This window comes from Streptomyces araujoniae, from assembly GCF_050871195.1.
GTDB lineage: Bacteria > Actinomycetota > Actinomycetes > Streptomycetales > Streptomycetaceae > Streptomyces > Streptomyces bacillaris.
Genome location: NZ_CP194070.1, coordinates 2,806,519 through 2,821,547, shown reverse-complemented (window position 1 = coordinate 2,821,547; position 15,029 = coordinate 2,806,519). Strand labels below are relative to the sequence as shown.

Below are 15,029 nucleotides of genomic sequence, written 5' to 3'. Positions count from 1 at the left end.
ACCATCGCACGTTAGGCCCATACGATCTCCGCCCCGGCCCACGACCCGGCGGCGCGCACCGGTGTCCCCCGTTCGCGGTAACGCGACGGCCGGAAACCGCCGCCTCCTGACCGGCCGGCACCCACACGCACCCGCACGCGCACGCGCCCGGCTGCCCATGCCCGCCGGCTCCCGGTGCCTGCCCGGGCCCGCTTTCCGTGCGTACGCGTACGGCGGCCCGCTCCCCGTACGTACGGTCCGCTAGCAGGTCACCAGGTGTAGTTCGGGTCGACCTGCATGCAGCCCTTCTCCTCGCCGTTGAGCGCGCCCGCCGACTCCGGGGTCTTCTCCTTGCCCTTGGAGACCGGGTAGGGGCCGTCCTCGCGCCAGTCGGCGCCCACGGCGAGCGAGATGCCCGAGACCTCGGTCGACCTCTTCACCTGCGAGATCGGGATGCCGAGCGCCTTGGCGACCGCCTGGGCGTCGCCCTCCAGGTCCGCGCTCGGGTAGAGGATCCCGGTCCGCGCCGACTTCGTCACGTTGTCCGAGTCGACGGTGGTCCGCACGAACCCCGCCTCCTTCAGCTGGTCGGCCACGCCACCCGCCCGTCCGGAGACCGGGCCGAGGGTGTCGGTGGCGGTCCCGTTCCGTACGGCGACGGCGATCTCGCCCACCGGGGCGGACGGGTCCTTCGGCTCCTCCGGCTTCCGCTTCGAGGCCTTGCCGTCCAGCGGCATGTCCTCGCGGACCATCCGGAACAGCTGCTCCGCGTCGCCCGCCTTCGGGTAGACCCGGCCCGCGTTGACCCCGGTGCCGTACACGTTCGGCATCGTCGACATCGTGATGCGCTTCGTCGGGACCTTCTTCAGCTCCTCGGCCAGGTCGTAGAGCTTCTTGACCGTGTCGAGCCCCTTGTCGACCGTCAGCGCGTTGGTCGCCGCCTCGGCCAGGCTCATCAGCTTGCCCGGGTCGGTGAGCTTGGTGCCCTTGCGCAGCTCCCGCACCATCGCGTTCATGTACTGGTGCTGGGCCTTGGCCCGCGCGAGGTCGCTGCCGTCCTCGAAGCCGTACCGGGTGCGCAGCCACTGGAGGGCCTGCTCGCCCTTGACGTACGTGGTCCCCTTCTCCAGCTTCAGCCCGGAGCCGCCGCGGCCGTCCGCCCCGCGGGAGTAGACGTTGTCGGTCACACAGACCGGGACGCCGCCGATCGCGTCGGCCATCGAGACCACACCCGCGAAGTCGATCATCATGAAGTGGTCGATGCGGATGCCGGTGAGCTCGTACCAGGTGGCCACCGTGCACCCCGGACCACCGCGTCCCAGGCTCTGGTTGGTCTGGACGTCCCGCGTGCTGGCCGGGAAGACCTCGCCGTCCGGGGCCGTGCACTTGGGCATCTTGAGCATGGTGTCGCGCGGCATGCTGACCACGGAGAGGTTGGAGCGGTCCGCGGAGAGGTGGAGCAGCATCTGCACGTCGGCCAGCGGGGGAGCGCCGAAGGTCTCCTTGGCGCCGCCCAGCTTCTGGTTGGCCTCGGAGTCCCGGGCGTCGGAGCCGATGAGCAGGATGTTCAGCGGGGTCTGCCCGGCGGCGTTGGCCTTGTGGTCGGCCATCCGCTTGTCGCCGAGGGTCAGATCCTCTTTCCTGATGTTGCCGTTGAGGTGCTCGTAGTAGAGGTAGCCGGCCCCACCGGCGCCGAGTATGAGCAGGGCGAGCACGGCGGAACTCCAGCGCAGCACGCGCCGCTTGGCGCTCTTGGGGGCGCGGCGGGTGCTCCGACCGCTCCGGCCCCGGTCGCTCCTGCCGCGCGCGCCGGAGCGCCGCCCCGGGCCGTCGGCGGCGGCCTGCACGGCGGACGCGCCGCTCGCGCTCCCGTCGCCGTCCTCGCTCTCGCCCTCGTAGGGACTCTCGTCCCCATCGGGCCGGTCCGCGTGGCGTACGCGCGACCGTGTCCCCTCCCCGGGCATACTGCTCCGTCCCACCGGACCCCCCATGCTGTTCAGATTCCCGCCGCGGTGCGGTGACCCGGAGTCACTTGGCGCATACCGCCTTGTCGGCGCTTGCCTTCTCGATGCCCTCCGGCGCCTTCGCCGGTCCGGTGATGGGGATGCCCGCGCCCTTGAAGTCCGCCCCCAGGGTCAGCACCATCGCCTCCAGCTCACCGGCGTCGGCGGTGCCCGGCTTCATGGCCGCGGCGGGCAGCCCCATCATCTCGGCCAGCGCACGGGCCTGGTCGGCCTGGTTGGGCGCGTACTCCAGCGTCGTCTTGCCGGCCTTCTCCGGGGCGTTGGCCTTGTTCGTCGACTTGAGCACGCCCTGCTGGTTCTGCAGCCAGGTGACGGTCGCGCCCGCGGCGCCGGCGATCTCGCCGCCGTTGAGGACATCGACGCGTACGTCGGCGGGCGCGGCCTTCGGGCCCTTGAGCAGGGCGGCCTGCGCGCTCTTGGCGGCCTTCTCCTTCTGCTTCACCTCGGTGAGCGAGGTGTCGGAGCGCATCATCGCGAAGAGCTGCTCCGCCTGCGTGGGATGCGGGACGACAGTGGCCCGGACGGCCTCGGCCGGGTTGTCGATCACCGGCAGGGTCACGAAGGTGATGTTCTTGGCGTCGACCTTGCCGATCTCCTGCGCCAGGGTCATCAGCTTCTTGGCGCTGCCGATGCCCTGGTCGACGGTGAGGGCGTTGGTCGCCGCGTCGGCCAGCTTGAAGAGCTTGGTCGGGTTGGTGAGCGTGTCGCTCGACTTCATCTCGCGGATCATCGAACCCAGGAACTGCTGCTGGACCTTGATCCGGTCGAGGTCGCTCTCGTTGCCGAAGCTGTGCCGGGTGCGGAGCAGGGCCAGCGCGTCCTCGCCCGCCACGACGGACTCGCCCGCGGGCAGCTTCAGATGGGACTTGGGGTCGTCGACCGGCTTGGCCATGCAGACCTTGACGCCGCCGACCGCCGTCGTCAGCTCCTTGACCGCGTTGAAGTCGACCATCATGAAGTGGTCGGGCTTTATCCCGGTGATGGCCTCGACCGTCTGCATGGTGCAGCCGGGGTTGCGGCCCTCCTGGCCGAGGCTGACGTTGAAGCGGACGCCCGGGGTGCCCGGGATCGTCTTCGTCGACCCGTCCGGCTGCTTGGTCTCGCAGTCGGGGATGTCGGTCATCAGGTCGCGCGGGATGCTCAGCGCGGTCGCGTTCGTGCGGTCCTCGGAGACGTGGAAGAGGATGTTGGTGTCGGCGTGGCCCTCGCTGCCCTTGTCGCCGTACCCCTCGTTGCCCTTGCCGGTGCGCTTGTCGGTGCCGATGATCAGGATGTTCATCGGGCCCTCGCTGAGGACGTCCTTGTTGCCCGCGTCGCCGATGTCGATGGTGCTGATGTTGCCGTTGAACCGCTCGTACAGGACGTACGCGCCCACCCCGGCGGCGACCACGACGAACGCCGTCACCCCGCCCGTCCACATGAGCGCCTTCTTGCGGCGCGCCTTGGGGGCCTTGCGCTTGCGGCGGCCCGCGCCCCCGGCCGCCGAGGCGTCCGCGCCGCGACCGCCGCCCTGGGAGGCCCGGCGGCTGCGCTGTCCGGGCACCTCGCGGCGCCCGGACCCCTCGCGGCCCCCGGATTCCGCACGGCTCCCGGACTCCTCACGGCGTCCGGAGCCTTCACGGAGTCCGGCGTCCCCGGAGGCGGAGCCGTCGCGCTGGGAACCGATCCGGGTGTCGCCGCGATGGCCGGAATCCGCGCCGGTGGCCGTACGCGCCGCGACCGGCGACTCCCCTGCGGAATGGTCCAGTCGCAGTTCGTAATGGCCGGTCTGCGGGTTGAGGACCCACTGGTCGGCGGGGTCGATATCGTCCGCCCGCCCACGGCTTTGCGCATCCACGGTTGCTCGAGTCCTCCGTCGGTGCCACGCGAGGCGCCATCCCCCGGCAAGGCGCTCGTTCCTTCGCTCCGGCAGTGCGCGACCAGGTGGCCGGAAGCACCGGATCGCGTCACACTATCCGCCCGGTCTGTGAAGGAGCGACGGGCGTGACCCACACCACGCCCCTTACAACCGGGCATTCCTCCCATTACACGTCGATTGTCTTGTCTGTCTTGGGAATTGCTTTACTGCTCACACAAATCGTCGGCCGCGCTCGAACCCGAATAGGTGGGTGTCGGGGTCGGACTTTCGGAGGCGGCCGCGTCCGGCTCTCCGTCGCCGCCCGCGCCCGTCTCCGTCTCCGTCCCCTTCTCGGCGTCCTTGAGTTCGTCCGCCGGGACCACGGCCACGGGCTTGTCCTCGCGGAGTTGCTTGAAGAGCTCCCCCGCGTCCGGTTCGACCAGTTCATCCCGGTTGGGGTTGTTCCGGTACGGCTGCCGGGGCACGGTCAGGAACTGCACCTGGTCGGTCGGCACGTCCCGCATGCTCCGGACCAGGTCGTACAGGTCCCGCAGCGAGTCGAGGCCCGGGTCGGTGGTCAGCGACTTGGTCGCCGCGTCCAGGACCGGGTAGAGCCGCGTCGGGTTGAGCAGGACGCCGTTGCTCTGCATCTTGTTCACCAGGGCACCGAGGAACCTCTGCTGGCGCTCCATCCGCTCGGTGTCGCTGCCGTCCCCGAGGGTCTTGCGCGCCCGTACGTAACCGAGCGCCTCCTCGCCGTTCAGCGTCTGCCGGCCGGCGGGCAGCTCCAGGTGCGCGTCCTTGTCGTTGATCGGCTCCTTGAGGCAGATCTCGACCCCGTCCACGGCGTCGACCATGTCCTTGAACCCGTTGAAGTCGACGACCATGTGGTGGTCGATCCGGATGCCGGTCAGCCGCTCCACCGTACGGATCGTGCAGGCGGTCCCGCCCAGTTCGAACGCCGAGTTGAACTGCCCGAACCGCTCCCGGGTCTCCTTGTCGTCCCCGGTGCGGCAGGCGGGGATCTCGACCATCAGGTCGCGCGGCAGGGAGACGGCGGTGGCGCTCTTCCGGTCCGCCGCGAGGTGCAGCAGGATCGTGGTGTCCGACCGCTGGCTGCCGCCGTCGTCCCGGCCGTACCTGCTGTTGTCCCCGGCCCGGCTGTCCGACCCGATGAGCAGGATGTTCTGGGCGTCCATGGCGACCGGGGTGGGCCGCTCCTTCTCATACACCTTCAGCTCGGCGGCGGCGCCGGTGTCGGTGGTGATGTTGCCGTCGAGCTTGTTGTAGATCCACCAGCCGGCCCCGGCGGAGACCAGCACGAGGAACGACGCCCCGAGGGCGGCCCACCGCAGCCAGGGCCGCTTCCGCCGTGACGCGGAACCGTCCTTGGGGTGATCGGCCCAGGTCTGTACGCCGGTGCTCCCGGCGCCCGCGGGGGCGGCGGGGGAGGCCTCGGCGTCGGGGCCGGGCCGGGGCCCGGGGTCGGCCCCGGGCTCAGGCCCGGCCATGGTTTCCACCTCGGGCTCGGGCTCGGCGTCGACCCCGGCCTTCGGTTCGCCTTCCGGCCCGGACCCGGTCCCGGCCTTCGGGTCGGCCCCGGCCTCGGGCTTGGCGTCGGCCCCGGCCTTCTCGTCGGACCCGGCCTCGGCTCTGGTCGCGGCTCCGGGCTCTTCCTTCGCGGGGCCGGTGGTGTCCGGCTCGGTGTCCGGGGTGGCCTCGGGGCCCTCCTGCGACCTGCCCTGCGGCGTTTCCCCGGCCGGGTGGTCCGGGTCGGCCGGCGTGCCAGCGCTGTCGGTCACGTCTGCGTCCATCCTTCACGTTCGGCGGCGTGAGGACCGCCGGTCGCAGGAGTAGACGGCTGAACCTCACGCTTGGTTGTGCACTGCCGGAGAGTGGTCTGTACCGCAGATCATCTACCCCCGGTGCCGCTCGTCACCGGGGGCTCGGCCCGCTGTGGGCCGGACGGGTGGATCCGGGATCCCGGACCGCCCGTCAGACCGCCGTGCCGGTGACCCGCTCGCTCTCGACCCGCTTCGCCAGCCCGTCCGCGCCGAGCTGCCCGAGATGACGGCAGAGGACCACGGACCCGCCGGCGGCCAGGGGCGCGAAGAGCCCGGTGCTCAGCCCCTCCCACGTGTCGTACGGGTGCCCGGTCAGCAGCCGTGACCCCGGTACGAGCCCGCGGGCCCCGGCGTCCGCACGGGCCCGGGCGACGAGCCCGGCGCCGGTCAGCTCCTCCCCGCCCACGGCCAGCGCGGGCGCGTCCGGGTCCACCGGCGCGAACGGCGCGAAGCGGTCGCCCTGGCTCGGCACCTCCACCGCGTAGTCCGCGAACCCCTCGGGCGCCTGCGGGAACCGGCCGCCCAGCGGGCGCAGCGCCAGCGCCACCCGCTCCCCGCGGCAGGCGCGGGCCCGCTCCAGGGTGTCGGGCCCGCTCACCACGAGGTCGGCGGCGGCCGGGTCGCCCTGGACGTCGGCCACGACGCCGACCGAGGCGCAGGCCAGCAGCCAGACCGCCGACTGCCAGTGCGCGGGGAGGAGGAGGGCGAGCCGGTCACCGGGCTCGGCGGCCAGGTCGCCCTGGAGCAGATTGGCGGTCTTGGCCACCCAATTGGCGAAGGTGGCCACCGACAGTTCGACGCGTTCTCCGGTGGCGTCGTCGTAGAAGGTGACCAGGGGACGGGCCGGGTCCGCGGCGAGGGCGGATCGCAGCAGGTCGGCGGCGGTGCGGTCGCTGGGGTTCATCCGCGCAAGGGTACGCGGGGCCGCTGCGCGGGGCGGGCTGAACGGGTGTCACGTACACCGGTTCGGCGGACGCGGCATCGGACACGGCATCAGGTGCGGCTCTCCGTCCGGGTAGCCGCACATGGGTGGTTATGCCCAGGATCATGCGTATGCGTGCACTCCTCGTCACCTCAGCCGGCGTCACCTGCGCCGTGGCCCTCACCCTGCCGCTCGCCGCCGCCGCGGCGGCCGTCCCCGCCCCCGACCTCCTCACCGCCTCCTCCCGACCGCCCTCCACCTCTCCCGCGTCGCCCGGTGCCGGACCGCCCGCCGTACGGGCCGGGGCGGCCGAACCGGCGGGCTCGACGCAGTCGTTGCCCCTGGCACCCCTCGCCGCGTCCTCGGACCGGGTCGCGGGGGGAGCGGCGGCCCAGGGCCTGCCGCAGCGCGACGCCCGCCCGTTCTCCCTGGTGGGTGTGGTCTGGGACGACCCGGACGCCGAACTGCACGGCACGGTCCAGGTCCGCACCCGCGCCACGGGCACCACCCGCTGGTCGGAGTGGCAGGACATCGAGACGCACAACGCCGAGCACGCCGCCGACCCCGGCAGCGCCGAGCGCGAGGGGCGTACGGTGCGCGGCTCGACGGCCCCGCTCTGGGTCGGCGACTCGGACGGGGTGGAGGTACGCGTACGCCCGCAGTCCCCGCAGGAGTCGGACGGCCACGAGCACGAGCACGAGAACGCCGAGCCGTCGGAGCGCCACGGTTCCGCACTGCCGCAGGACCGGGCGGCCACTCCCGTACCGCTCCCGGAAGGGCTGCGCCTGGAACTCGTCGACCCCGGCGAGGACCCCGCGCCGGAGCCCGCCCGGTCCGCCCCCGGTGGCCGGGCGGCGGTCACCCCCGCCGTCTTCGCGGACACCCCGCCGACCGCGGCCGTCCTGCCGGATGCCCTCACCGCGGAGGTCGCCGCGGCCTCGGCCGTCAACGCGGAACTCGCGGAGCTGGGCGCGACCGCCATTCCCGCCCTCACGCGGAAGGAGACGCTGGAGTCGGTGAACGCGGCGCCCGGGGCGAAGCCGTACATCGGTCCGCGCCCGAAGATCATCACCCGGAAGGGCTGGGGCGCCGACGAGAAGCTCCGGGAGCGCAACTTCGCGTACACGAAGACGGTGAAGGCGGCCTTCGTGCACCACAGCGCGACCGGCAACAACTACACCTGCAAGCAGGCCCCCTCGGTGCTGCGCAGCATCTACCGCTACCACGTGCAGAGCAGCGGCTGGCGGGACTTCGGCTACAACTTCGCCGTCGACAAGTGCGGGAACATCTACGAGGGCCGGGCCGGAGGCGTCTCGAAGGCGGTCCTCGGAGCGCACACCCTGGGCTTCAACACCAACACCATGGGCATCGCTGTTCTCGGCTCCTACGGGGGTACCAACCCGCCCGCCGCCGCCGTCACGGCCGTCTCCAAGCTCACGGCCTGGAAGCTCGGGCTGTTCGGCGCCAACCCCAAGGGGAAGGTGACGCTCGTCTCGGGCGGCAGCAACAAGTACAAGGCGGGCGCGAAGGTGAGCATGAACGTGATCTCGGGTCATCGGGACGGATTCGCAACCGAATGCCCCGGAGCGCGTCTTTACAAGAAGCTCGGCACGGCTCGGACCAGTTCCGCCAAACTGCAGGGCCGCTGACCGGTTCATGTCGCACCGGTCTGCTTAGACTGGCCAGCCATATATCCGGGCCAGGCCCCAGCAGGAAGCAGAGACGGTGCTGTGACAGAGGCAAAAGAAGCGATCCTCCTGGTGGGTGGCAAGGGCACCCGACTGCGCCCGCTCACGGTGCACACCCCCAAGCCGATGGTCCCGGCGGCGGGGGTCCCGTTCCTGACCCACCAGCTGGCGCGGGCCAGGGCGGCCGGGGTCGAGCACATCGTGCTCGCCACGTCCTACCTGGCGGAGGTCTTCGAGCCGTACTTCGGCGACGGCTCCTCGCTCGGTCTGCACATCGAGTACGTCACCGAGCGGGAGCCGCTCGGCACCGGCGGCGCCATACGCAACGTCGCGGCCAAGCTCTCCTCCGGCCCCGACGAACCGGTTCTGATCTTCAACGGCGACATCCTCACCGGGCTCGACATCCGGGCCCTGGTCGCCTCGCACAACGGCTCCGGGGCGGACGTCTCGCTCCACCTGACCCGGGTCGAGGACCCGCGCGCCTTCGGCCTCGTCCCCACCGACGCGACGGGCCGGGTCACGGCCTTCCTGGAGAAGCCGCAGACGCCCGAGGAGATCGTCACCGACCAGATCAACGCCGGGGCGTACATCTTCCGGCGCTCGGTCATCGACACCATCCCCGAAGGCCGTCCGGTCTCCGTCGAGCGCGAGACCTTCCCCGGACTGCTCGCCTCCGGAGCCCACCTCCAGGGCATGGTCGACTCCACCTACTGGCTCGACCTCGGCACCCCGCAGGCCTTCGTACGCGGCTCCGCCGACCTGGTCCTGGGCCGCGCCCCCTCCCCGGCCGTCCCGGGCCGCTGCGGCGACCGCCTGGTCCTGGAGACGGCCACGGTGGCCGCCGACGCCAAGCTCACCGGCGGCACGGTGATCGGCGCCGGTGCGGTGATCGGCGCGGGCGCGCGGATCGACGGTTCGACGGTCCTGGCGGACGCGGTGGTCGAGGAGGGCGCGGTCGTCACGGACTCGCTCATCGGGGCCGGCGCCCGGATCGGCAGCCGTACGGTGCTGAGCGGCGCGGTCATCGGGGACGGCGCCCACGTGGGCGCCGACAACGAACTGCGCGACGGGGTGCGGATCTGGTGCGGGGCGACCCTCCCGGACGCCGCGATCCGCTTCTCCTCGGACCAGTAGCGCGGACCGGACTTCTTTTGGGCCAGTAGGGACCAGCAGCCGGGCCGGTGACCGGCGGTCGGACCAGCAGCCGGGCCGGTGGCCGGGGCAGCGGCCGGGCCGGCGTGGCGACTCCAGCCCGTACGTCCCGCGCCCCCACGTCCACGCGCCCGTACGCTCAAGAGGAACACCTCCAGCACCAGAGACCCCGAGGCCCCACCCGTGGCAGGACGATTCGCCCCCCGCACCGCACGCCCGGCCCTGCCCCACCAGGCGGCTCCGGCCGCACGGCGGCGTACCGGGGCGCCGCAGACCGGAGCACTGCCGTCCGGGCCCGCGGCGGCGGGGCGCACCGAGGCAGCGGTGCCCGGGGCCGAGGGGGGCGCCCGAGCACCGTCTCCCGGGGTCGAGGGGCGCGCCGAACCGTCTCTGACCCGGGAGTGGACACCGCCGGGCCCGCTCGACCTGCGCCTGGTGCTCGGCCCGCTGCGCCGGGGCCCGGCCGACCCGACGTTCCGGATGACCCCGGACGGCGCGTTCTGGCGGGCCGCGCGGACGCCGGAGGGCCCGGGGACCCTGCGGGTGGCGGCCCGCGGAGACCGGGTCGGGGCCGAGGCGTGGGGCCCGGGCGCGGAGTGGCTGCTCGCCGGCCTCCCCGCCCTCCTGGGCGCCGACGACGACCCGGACGCCTTCACCCCGCACCACCACCTGCTCGCCGTGACCGAGCGCCGCCGCCCGGGCCTGCGGCTGCTGCGGACGGGCCTGGTGATGGAGTCGCTGATCCCCTCGGTCCTGGAGCAGAAGGTCACCACGGACGAGGCGTACCGAGCCTGGCGCCTCCTGGTCCGCCGCTACGGCACTCCGGCCCCCGGCCCCACGGCCGCGCTCGGCCTCCACGTCATGCCGGACGCCCGCACCTGGGCGATGATCCCGTCCTGGGAGTGGCACAAGGCGGGCGTGGACACCAAGCGCTCGTCGACGATCCTGCGGGCGGTACGGGTGGCCCCCCGGCTGGAGCAGGCGTCAGCGATGCCCTTCCCCCAGGCCAAGGCCCGCCTCGAACTGATCCCCGGCATCGGCCCCTGGACCTCCGCCGAAACCCTCCAGCGCTCCAACGGCGCCCCCGACGCCGTCACGGTGGGCGACTACCACCTCCCGGGCATCGTCGGCCACGCCCTGGCGGACAACCGCCACGCGACCGACGAGGAGATGCTGACCCTCCTGGCCCCCTACGAGGGCCAGCGCCACAGGGCGACACGCCTGATCCTGCTCTCGGGCCGCATCCCGGAACGCAGGGGCCCGAGGATGACCCCGGGCAACATCGCGGCGCTGTAGACCCGGGCTGCCAATCCGGCCCCTCCGCCTCACCCAGCCCGTCCGGCGTCCGAGGACAGGGCCGGGGCTCGGAAACCCCAGCCCCTCCGGCGTTTGAGGAGCGGGGTCCGGGGCGGAGCCCCGAATCTCCAGCCCGTCCGGCGCTTGAGGACAAACGGGGCCCGGGGCGGAGCCCCGGTTTCGGGAAGGGGCGGGTAGGGGACAAGCCCCGCGCAGCGGCCCCCACCGCACCCCGCCAGGCGCCTCCAACCCCCCACCCCACCTCACCGCACGGTGAGAAACGCCTCCGCGTCCCGAACCCCCCGCTCCCGAGGCACCCCCACCGCATGTCCCACCGCCACCGCCCCCAACGGATCCCACGACGAGGGCAGCGCCAGCACCTCCCGCACCACATCCCGGCAGAACATCGTCGAGGACACCCACGCCGACCCCAGCCGCTCACCGGCCAGGGCCACCAGGAAGTTCTGCACCCCGGCCCCGGCGGCCACCACGAACATCTCGCGCTCCGCCGTGTCCCGCCGCTCGTCCCCGTACGTGTGGGAGCCGTCCATCACCAGGCACGGCACCGCCAGATATGGCGCGTTGCGCAGCACGTCCCCGCGCCGCACCCGCTTCGCGATGGACTCCTCGCTCTTGCCGTCGCGCCGCAGATCCGCGATCCAGGCGTCCCGCATCGCGTCCAGCAGCCGGGTCCGCGACTCGGCGGACTCCAGCAGCACGAACCGCCAGGGTGTCGTGTGATGGGGCGCCGGAGCGGTCACGGCCGCCGCGACCGCCCGCCGCACCGCCCCGGGATCCACCGGCTCGTCGCTGAACTCGCGCACCGTACGCCGCAGGGTCACCGCTTCCCGTACGGCCTCGGACGTCCCCAGCCGGAACATGTCGTCGGCCGCCCCGCGCACGAGCGCCCGCGCACCGGAGTCGTCCTCGGAGGCGGGGGCCACGACCTGCGGCAGCCCCCGCACCACGGCGACCGGCAGCCCCGCGGCCTTGCCCTTGACCAGGTCTCCCGCGGCGGCCAGCTCGTCCGCGGTCGCCACGACCGTGGCGCTGAGGGGGTTGCCGTACGCGTCCGAACCGCCGCGCAGATCGTCGAGCACCCGCACGCCCGCCGCCCCGATGGCGACATCGGTGAGCCCGTTGCGCCAGGGCCGCCCGAAGGTGTCGGTGACGACGACGCCGACCTCGACGCCGAGGGCGTCCCGCAGCCCGTCCCGGACGGCCCGCGCGGAGGCGTCGGGGTCCTCGGGCAGCAGGAGGACGGTCCCGGCGGGGGTGTTGGAGGCGTCGACCCCGGCGGCGGCCATGACGAGCCCCTGCCGGTTCTCCACGATGCGGAGCGTGCCGCGCCGGGCCACGACCCGTACGGTCTCGGCGTCGATGGCGGCCTCACGGTCGGCGGCCCGCACGATCCGGCCCTCGGCCTTGGAGACGATCTTCGAGGTGACGAGGAGGACGTCCCCGTCGGCGAGCCCCGGCTCGGCCCCGGCGATCAGTTTGGCGAGATCGTCCCCGGCACGCACTTCGGGCAGGCCGGTCAGAGCCCACACCCGAAAGGAAGGCGCGCCGTCGGCGGGCACCGAACCGGAGGCCACCCCACCGGACGAGGCCACACCAGCAGAGGTCCCACCGGAGGTCACCCCACCGGACGAGACCGCACCGGCAGAGGTCCCACCAGAGGTCACCCCACCGGACGAGGCCACACCAGCAGAGGCGCCACCAGCGAACCCCCCACCAGAGGACCCATCACCAGCGGACCCCCCACCGGAGGACACCGCACCACCCCCCACCGCCCCGCTCACGCCCGGACCTCCTCGGCCAGTCCCAGCGCCTGCCGGGCCATCTCCGCCGTCGCGTCCACGTCCGTCATCATCAGCGGCACGGCCCGGCACCGGATCCCCGCCGCCTCGACCTCGTCCACCGCGCCCGCGTCCACCGTGTCGACCAGCCACCCGTCCAGCAGCCCCGACCCGTAGTGCCCGGCCACGGCGGCCGCCGTCGACCCGACGCCCACGGCCGCCAGCACCTTGTCCGCCATCCCGCGCACCGGCGCGTCCCCGACGATGGGGGAGAGGCCGACGACCGGTACCCCTGCCTCCGCGATCGCCTCCCGGATACCGGGCACGGCGAGGATGGTGCCGATGGAGACCACCGGGTTCGACGGCGGGAAGAGGATGACGTCGGCGGCGGCGACGGCCTCCAGGACGCCCGGCGCCGGCTTCGCCTGCTCGGCCCCGACCGGCACGATCGCCTGCGCCTCGACGGAGGCGCGCAGCTTCACCCAGTACTCCTGGAAGTGGATGGCCTTGCTCTCGCCGTCCAGCTCGACGGCGACATGCGTCTCGACCCGGTCGTCCGACATCGGCAGCAGCCGCACGCCGGGCTGCCAGCGGGCGCAGAGCGCCTCGGTGACCGCGCTGAGCGGATAGCCCGCGCCGAGCATCTGCGTACGGACGATGTGGGTGGCGAAGTCGCGGTCACCGAGACCGAACCAGCCGGGCCCCACCCCGTACGCCGCGAGCTCCTCCTTCACCTGGAAGGTCTCGTCGCTCCGCCCCCAGCCCTGCTCCTCGTCGATGCCACCGCCGAGGGTGTACATCACGGTGTCGAGGTCGGGGCAGACCTTCAGCCCGAACAGATGGATGTCGTCACCCGTGTTGCCGATGACCGTGATGTCCGCGTCGGGCGCGGCCTGCTTGAGGCCACGAAGGAAACGGGCACCACCGATGCCGCCGGCCAGAACAACAATGCGCATGCACGCAGTTTGTCAGGCGGGTACGACATCCACGGCCGTCGGGGCGCATTGCGCGGCGTGCATCGGCATCTCGGTCAGACCCGGGTGGTAGATGTGCAGACTGACGGCCGGTTCGAGCGAGTCGTTGACCACCTCGTGGACATAGCCGGGGGCGAAGGCGCGCTGCGCGCCGGCGCCCAGCGAACGGCTCCCGCGCTCGGTGTGCTCGGTCAACTCGCCTTCGAGGACCGTGAGTACACCGGCGGAGCGACCGTGGTCGTGACGTCCGCTGCCCTGCCCGGGCACCCAGCTGAGCAGCCACACCTCGTAGCCGGGGCCCGTCTGGAGACGGTGGTACCAGCGGGTGGCGGTGTCGTACCGGACGAGTCCGGCCCAGCGCGATCGGTCGGCCGCGATGGAGCGGGCGAGGCCGACGAAATCGGAGACGGTGGAGGGGTGCTCGCGGGCGGGCTGCAGGAGGTGCTGGACCTCGAGGATGTCGCCGGCGATCTGAAGGTCGCTGTCGCTGTTCATGGGGTGCGGTGGTTCCTCGGCATGGGGGGTGCGCGTGCGGGGAGTCGCGTGGAGCGTCGGCAGCCGTCGTGGGAAGGGATCCCACGGGAGCCGGACCTGCGGACTGCGTGATGCGGGGGGAGGGGCTGGATCAGAGCTGGAGCGCTACGGCATCAACAGCTGTGACAGCTGGAACAGCAACAGCGAGCCTGGACAGCGCTGCGGAACCCACGGACATGGGTGACGTGCATCGCTGCGATCGCTGACATGCAGCCAAGCAGACCGGTTGAATCGCTCCATGTCAACCCGATGGCTGGTTTGCGATGAATCTTTCACCCCTTCCGGTTGTCGTGCCAGGAGAAAGGTTTGCTCACCGCCGAGAGCGGAGACATGGCGCATCACCCATGCCGCCAAACATGGCTGATGGTCCGTGACCTGACTGTGATCTTGATCGCTACAGTGATCGAATCGCAACGCAACCGCACCCCTGATCGTCTTGACCGCGGGAAGGCGTGATGGAGTGGCGCCTGTGGCATATGTCAGGTTTTTGGTGATTTGAACACTTTCCGCATACGCTTGGTTCCGCAGAGTGAATCCCTGGGCCAATAGCAGATCCTCGCTTGACTGCCTCGGAGATACACACTTGTAATTTCACTCGTGTCGTTCGGCCGTGACCAGTCAGTAACGGCCGCATCACGGGACGCAAGAGACAGACGAGGGGCGCACATGACCGAGCTGTTCCAGCAACTGCTGGTCGAGGACGCGGACGAGGAACTCGGCTGGCAGGAGCGCGCACTGTGCGCCCAGACCGACCCCGAGTCCTTCTTTCCCGAAAAGGGCGGATCCACCCGCGAGGCCAAGAAGGTCTGTCTCGCCTGTGAGGTCCGCTCCGAATGCCTTGAGTACGCCCTCGCCAACGACGAACGCTTCGGTATCTGGGGCGGACTGTCGGAGCGGGAGCGGCGGCGCCTGAAGAAGGCGGCGATCTAGGGCCTCCGGCCCCGCACGGCCCGCGCGCCGCGGACGCGAGGTCCGCGCAC

General features: G+C 72.2%; 11 protein-coding genes. 4 read left to right on the top strand and 7 right to left on the bottom strand.

Going from position 1 to position 15,029, the window contains the following annotated elements; genetic code table 11:
- Nucleotides 1–248: 248 nt before the first annotated feature.
- From ACQ9ZG_RS11910 to ACQ9ZG_RS11895, 4 genes are all read right to left on the bottom strand, one after another.
- Nucleotides 249–1,943 carry an LCP family protein gene (locus ACQ9ZG_RS11910; RefSeq protein WP_499280452.1) on the bottom strand — a complete coding sequence of 565 codons (1,695 nt, stop codon included), beginning with the start codon at nt 1,941–1,943 and terminating at the stop codon, nt 249–251.
- A gap of 64 nt (nt 1,944–2,007) precedes the next feature.
- A complete protein-coding gene (locus ACQ9ZG_RS11905; protein WP_499280450.1) occupies nt 2,008–3,840 on the bottom strand; it encodes an LCP family protein in 1,833 nt (610 codons plus the stop codon).
- Nucleotides 3,841–4,064: 224 nt separating this feature from the next.
- Nucleotides 4,065–5,654, bottom strand: a complete 1,590-nt coding sequence (locus tag ACQ9ZG_RS11900) for an LCP family glycopolymer transferase (protein WP_499280449.1) — start codon at nt 5,652–5,654, stop codon at nt 4,065–4,067.
- 181 nt (nt 5,655–5,835) lie between these two features.
- On the bottom strand, nt 5,836–6,588 hold the full coding sequence (locus ACQ9ZG_RS11895; RefSeq protein WP_028417682.1) for a TIGR03089 family protein: 753 nt from the start codon (nt 6,586–6,588) through the stop codon (nt 5,836–5,838).
- A 149-nt stretch (nt 6,589–6,737) separates the two neighbouring features.
- Here ACQ9ZG_RS11895 and ACQ9ZG_RS11890 point away from each other — a divergent pair, with 149 nt between their 5' ends.
- The 3 genes from ACQ9ZG_RS11890 to ACQ9ZG_RS11880 all read left to right on the top strand — a co-directional run bounded on the left by ACQ9ZG_RS11890 (nt 6,738) and on the right by ACQ9ZG_RS11880 (nt 10,742).
- Nucleotides 6,738–8,255, top strand: a complete 1,518-nt coding sequence (locus tag ACQ9ZG_RS11890) for a peptidoglycan recognition protein family protein (protein WP_499280448.1) — start codon at nt 6,738–6,740, stop codon at nt 8,253–8,255.
- A gap of 81 nt (nt 8,256–8,336) precedes the next feature.
- Entirely contained in the window at nt 8,337–9,428 is a 1,092-nt protein-coding gene (gene manB / locus ACQ9ZG_RS11885; RefSeq protein ID WP_084995106.1) for a mannose-1-phosphate guanylyltransferase, read from the top strand.
- 201 nt (nt 9,429–9,629) lie between these two features.
- Entirely contained in the window at nt 9,630–10,742 is a 1,113-nt protein-coding gene (locus ACQ9ZG_RS11880; protein ID WP_499280447.1) for a DNA-3-methyladenine glycosylase family protein, read from the top strand.
- A 263-nt stretch (nt 10,743–11,005) separates the two neighbouring features.
- On the opposite strand, the gene ACQ9ZG_RS11875 is transcribed toward ACQ9ZG_RS11880, so the two are convergent.
- The 3 genes from ACQ9ZG_RS11875 to ACQ9ZG_RS11865 form a co-directional block, all read right to left on the bottom strand.
- Nucleotides 11,006–12,355 (bottom strand): coenzyme F420-0:L-glutamate ligase, encoded by a 1,350-nt coding sequence (locus ACQ9ZG_RS11875; protein WP_375138318.1) that lies wholly within the window; start codon nt 12,353–12,355, stop codon nt 11,006–11,008.
- A gap of 185 nt (nt 12,356–12,540) precedes the next feature.
- Nucleotides 12,541–13,497 carry a 2-phospho-L-lactate transferase gene (gene cofD, locus ACQ9ZG_RS11870; protein WP_084995116.1) on the bottom strand — a complete coding sequence of 319 codons (957 nt, stop codon included), beginning with the start codon at nt 13,495–13,497 and terminating at the stop codon, nt 12,541–12,543.
- 12 nt (nt 13,498–13,509) lie between these two features.
- Nucleotides 13,510–14,010: a cysteine dioxygenase gene (locus ACQ9ZG_RS11865; RefSeq protein ID WP_028417688.1), complete on the bottom strand. Its 501-nt coding sequence runs from the start codon at nt 14,008–14,010 to the stop codon at nt 13,510–13,512.
- A gap of 705 nt (nt 14,011–14,715) precedes the next feature.
- Here ACQ9ZG_RS11865 and ACQ9ZG_RS11860 point away from each other — a divergent pair.
- Nucleotides 14,716–14,979 (top strand): WhiB family transcriptional regulator, encoded by a 264-nt coding sequence (locus ACQ9ZG_RS11860; RefSeq protein WP_014046372.1) that lies wholly within the window; start codon nt 14,716–14,718, stop codon nt 14,977–14,979.
- Nucleotides 14,980–15,029 lie beyond the last annotated feature (50 nt).

Coding starts and splice junctions, on each gene's coding strand:
- ACQ9ZG_RS11910 (WP_499280452.1), bottom strand. CDS start 1,943: ATGCCCGGGGAGGGGACACGGTCGCGCGTACGCCACGCGGACCGGCCC.
- ACQ9ZG_RS11900 (WP_499280449.1), bottom strand. CDS start 5,654: ATGGACGCAGACGTGACCGACAGCGCTGGCACGCCGGCCGACCCGGAC.
- ACQ9ZG_RS11895 (WP_028417682.1), bottom strand. CDS start 6,588: ATGAACCCCAGCGACCGCACCGCCGCCGACCTGCTGCGATCCGCCCTC.
- ACQ9ZG_RS11890 (WP_499280448.1), top strand. CDS start 6,738: ATGCGTGCACTCCTCGTCACCTCAGCCGGCGTCACCTGCGCCGTGGCC.
- cofD (WP_084995116.1), bottom strand. CDS start 13,497: ATGCGCATTGTTGTTCTGGCCGGCGGCATCGGTGGTGCCCGTTTCCTT.
- ACQ9ZG_RS11865 (WP_028417688.1), bottom strand. CDS start 14,010: ATGAACAGCGACAGCGACCTTCAGATCGCCGGCGACATCCTCGAGGTC.
- ACQ9ZG_RS11860 (WP_014046372.1), top strand. CDS start 14,716: ATGACCGAGCTGTTCCAGCAACTGCTGGTCGAGGACGCGGACGAGGAA.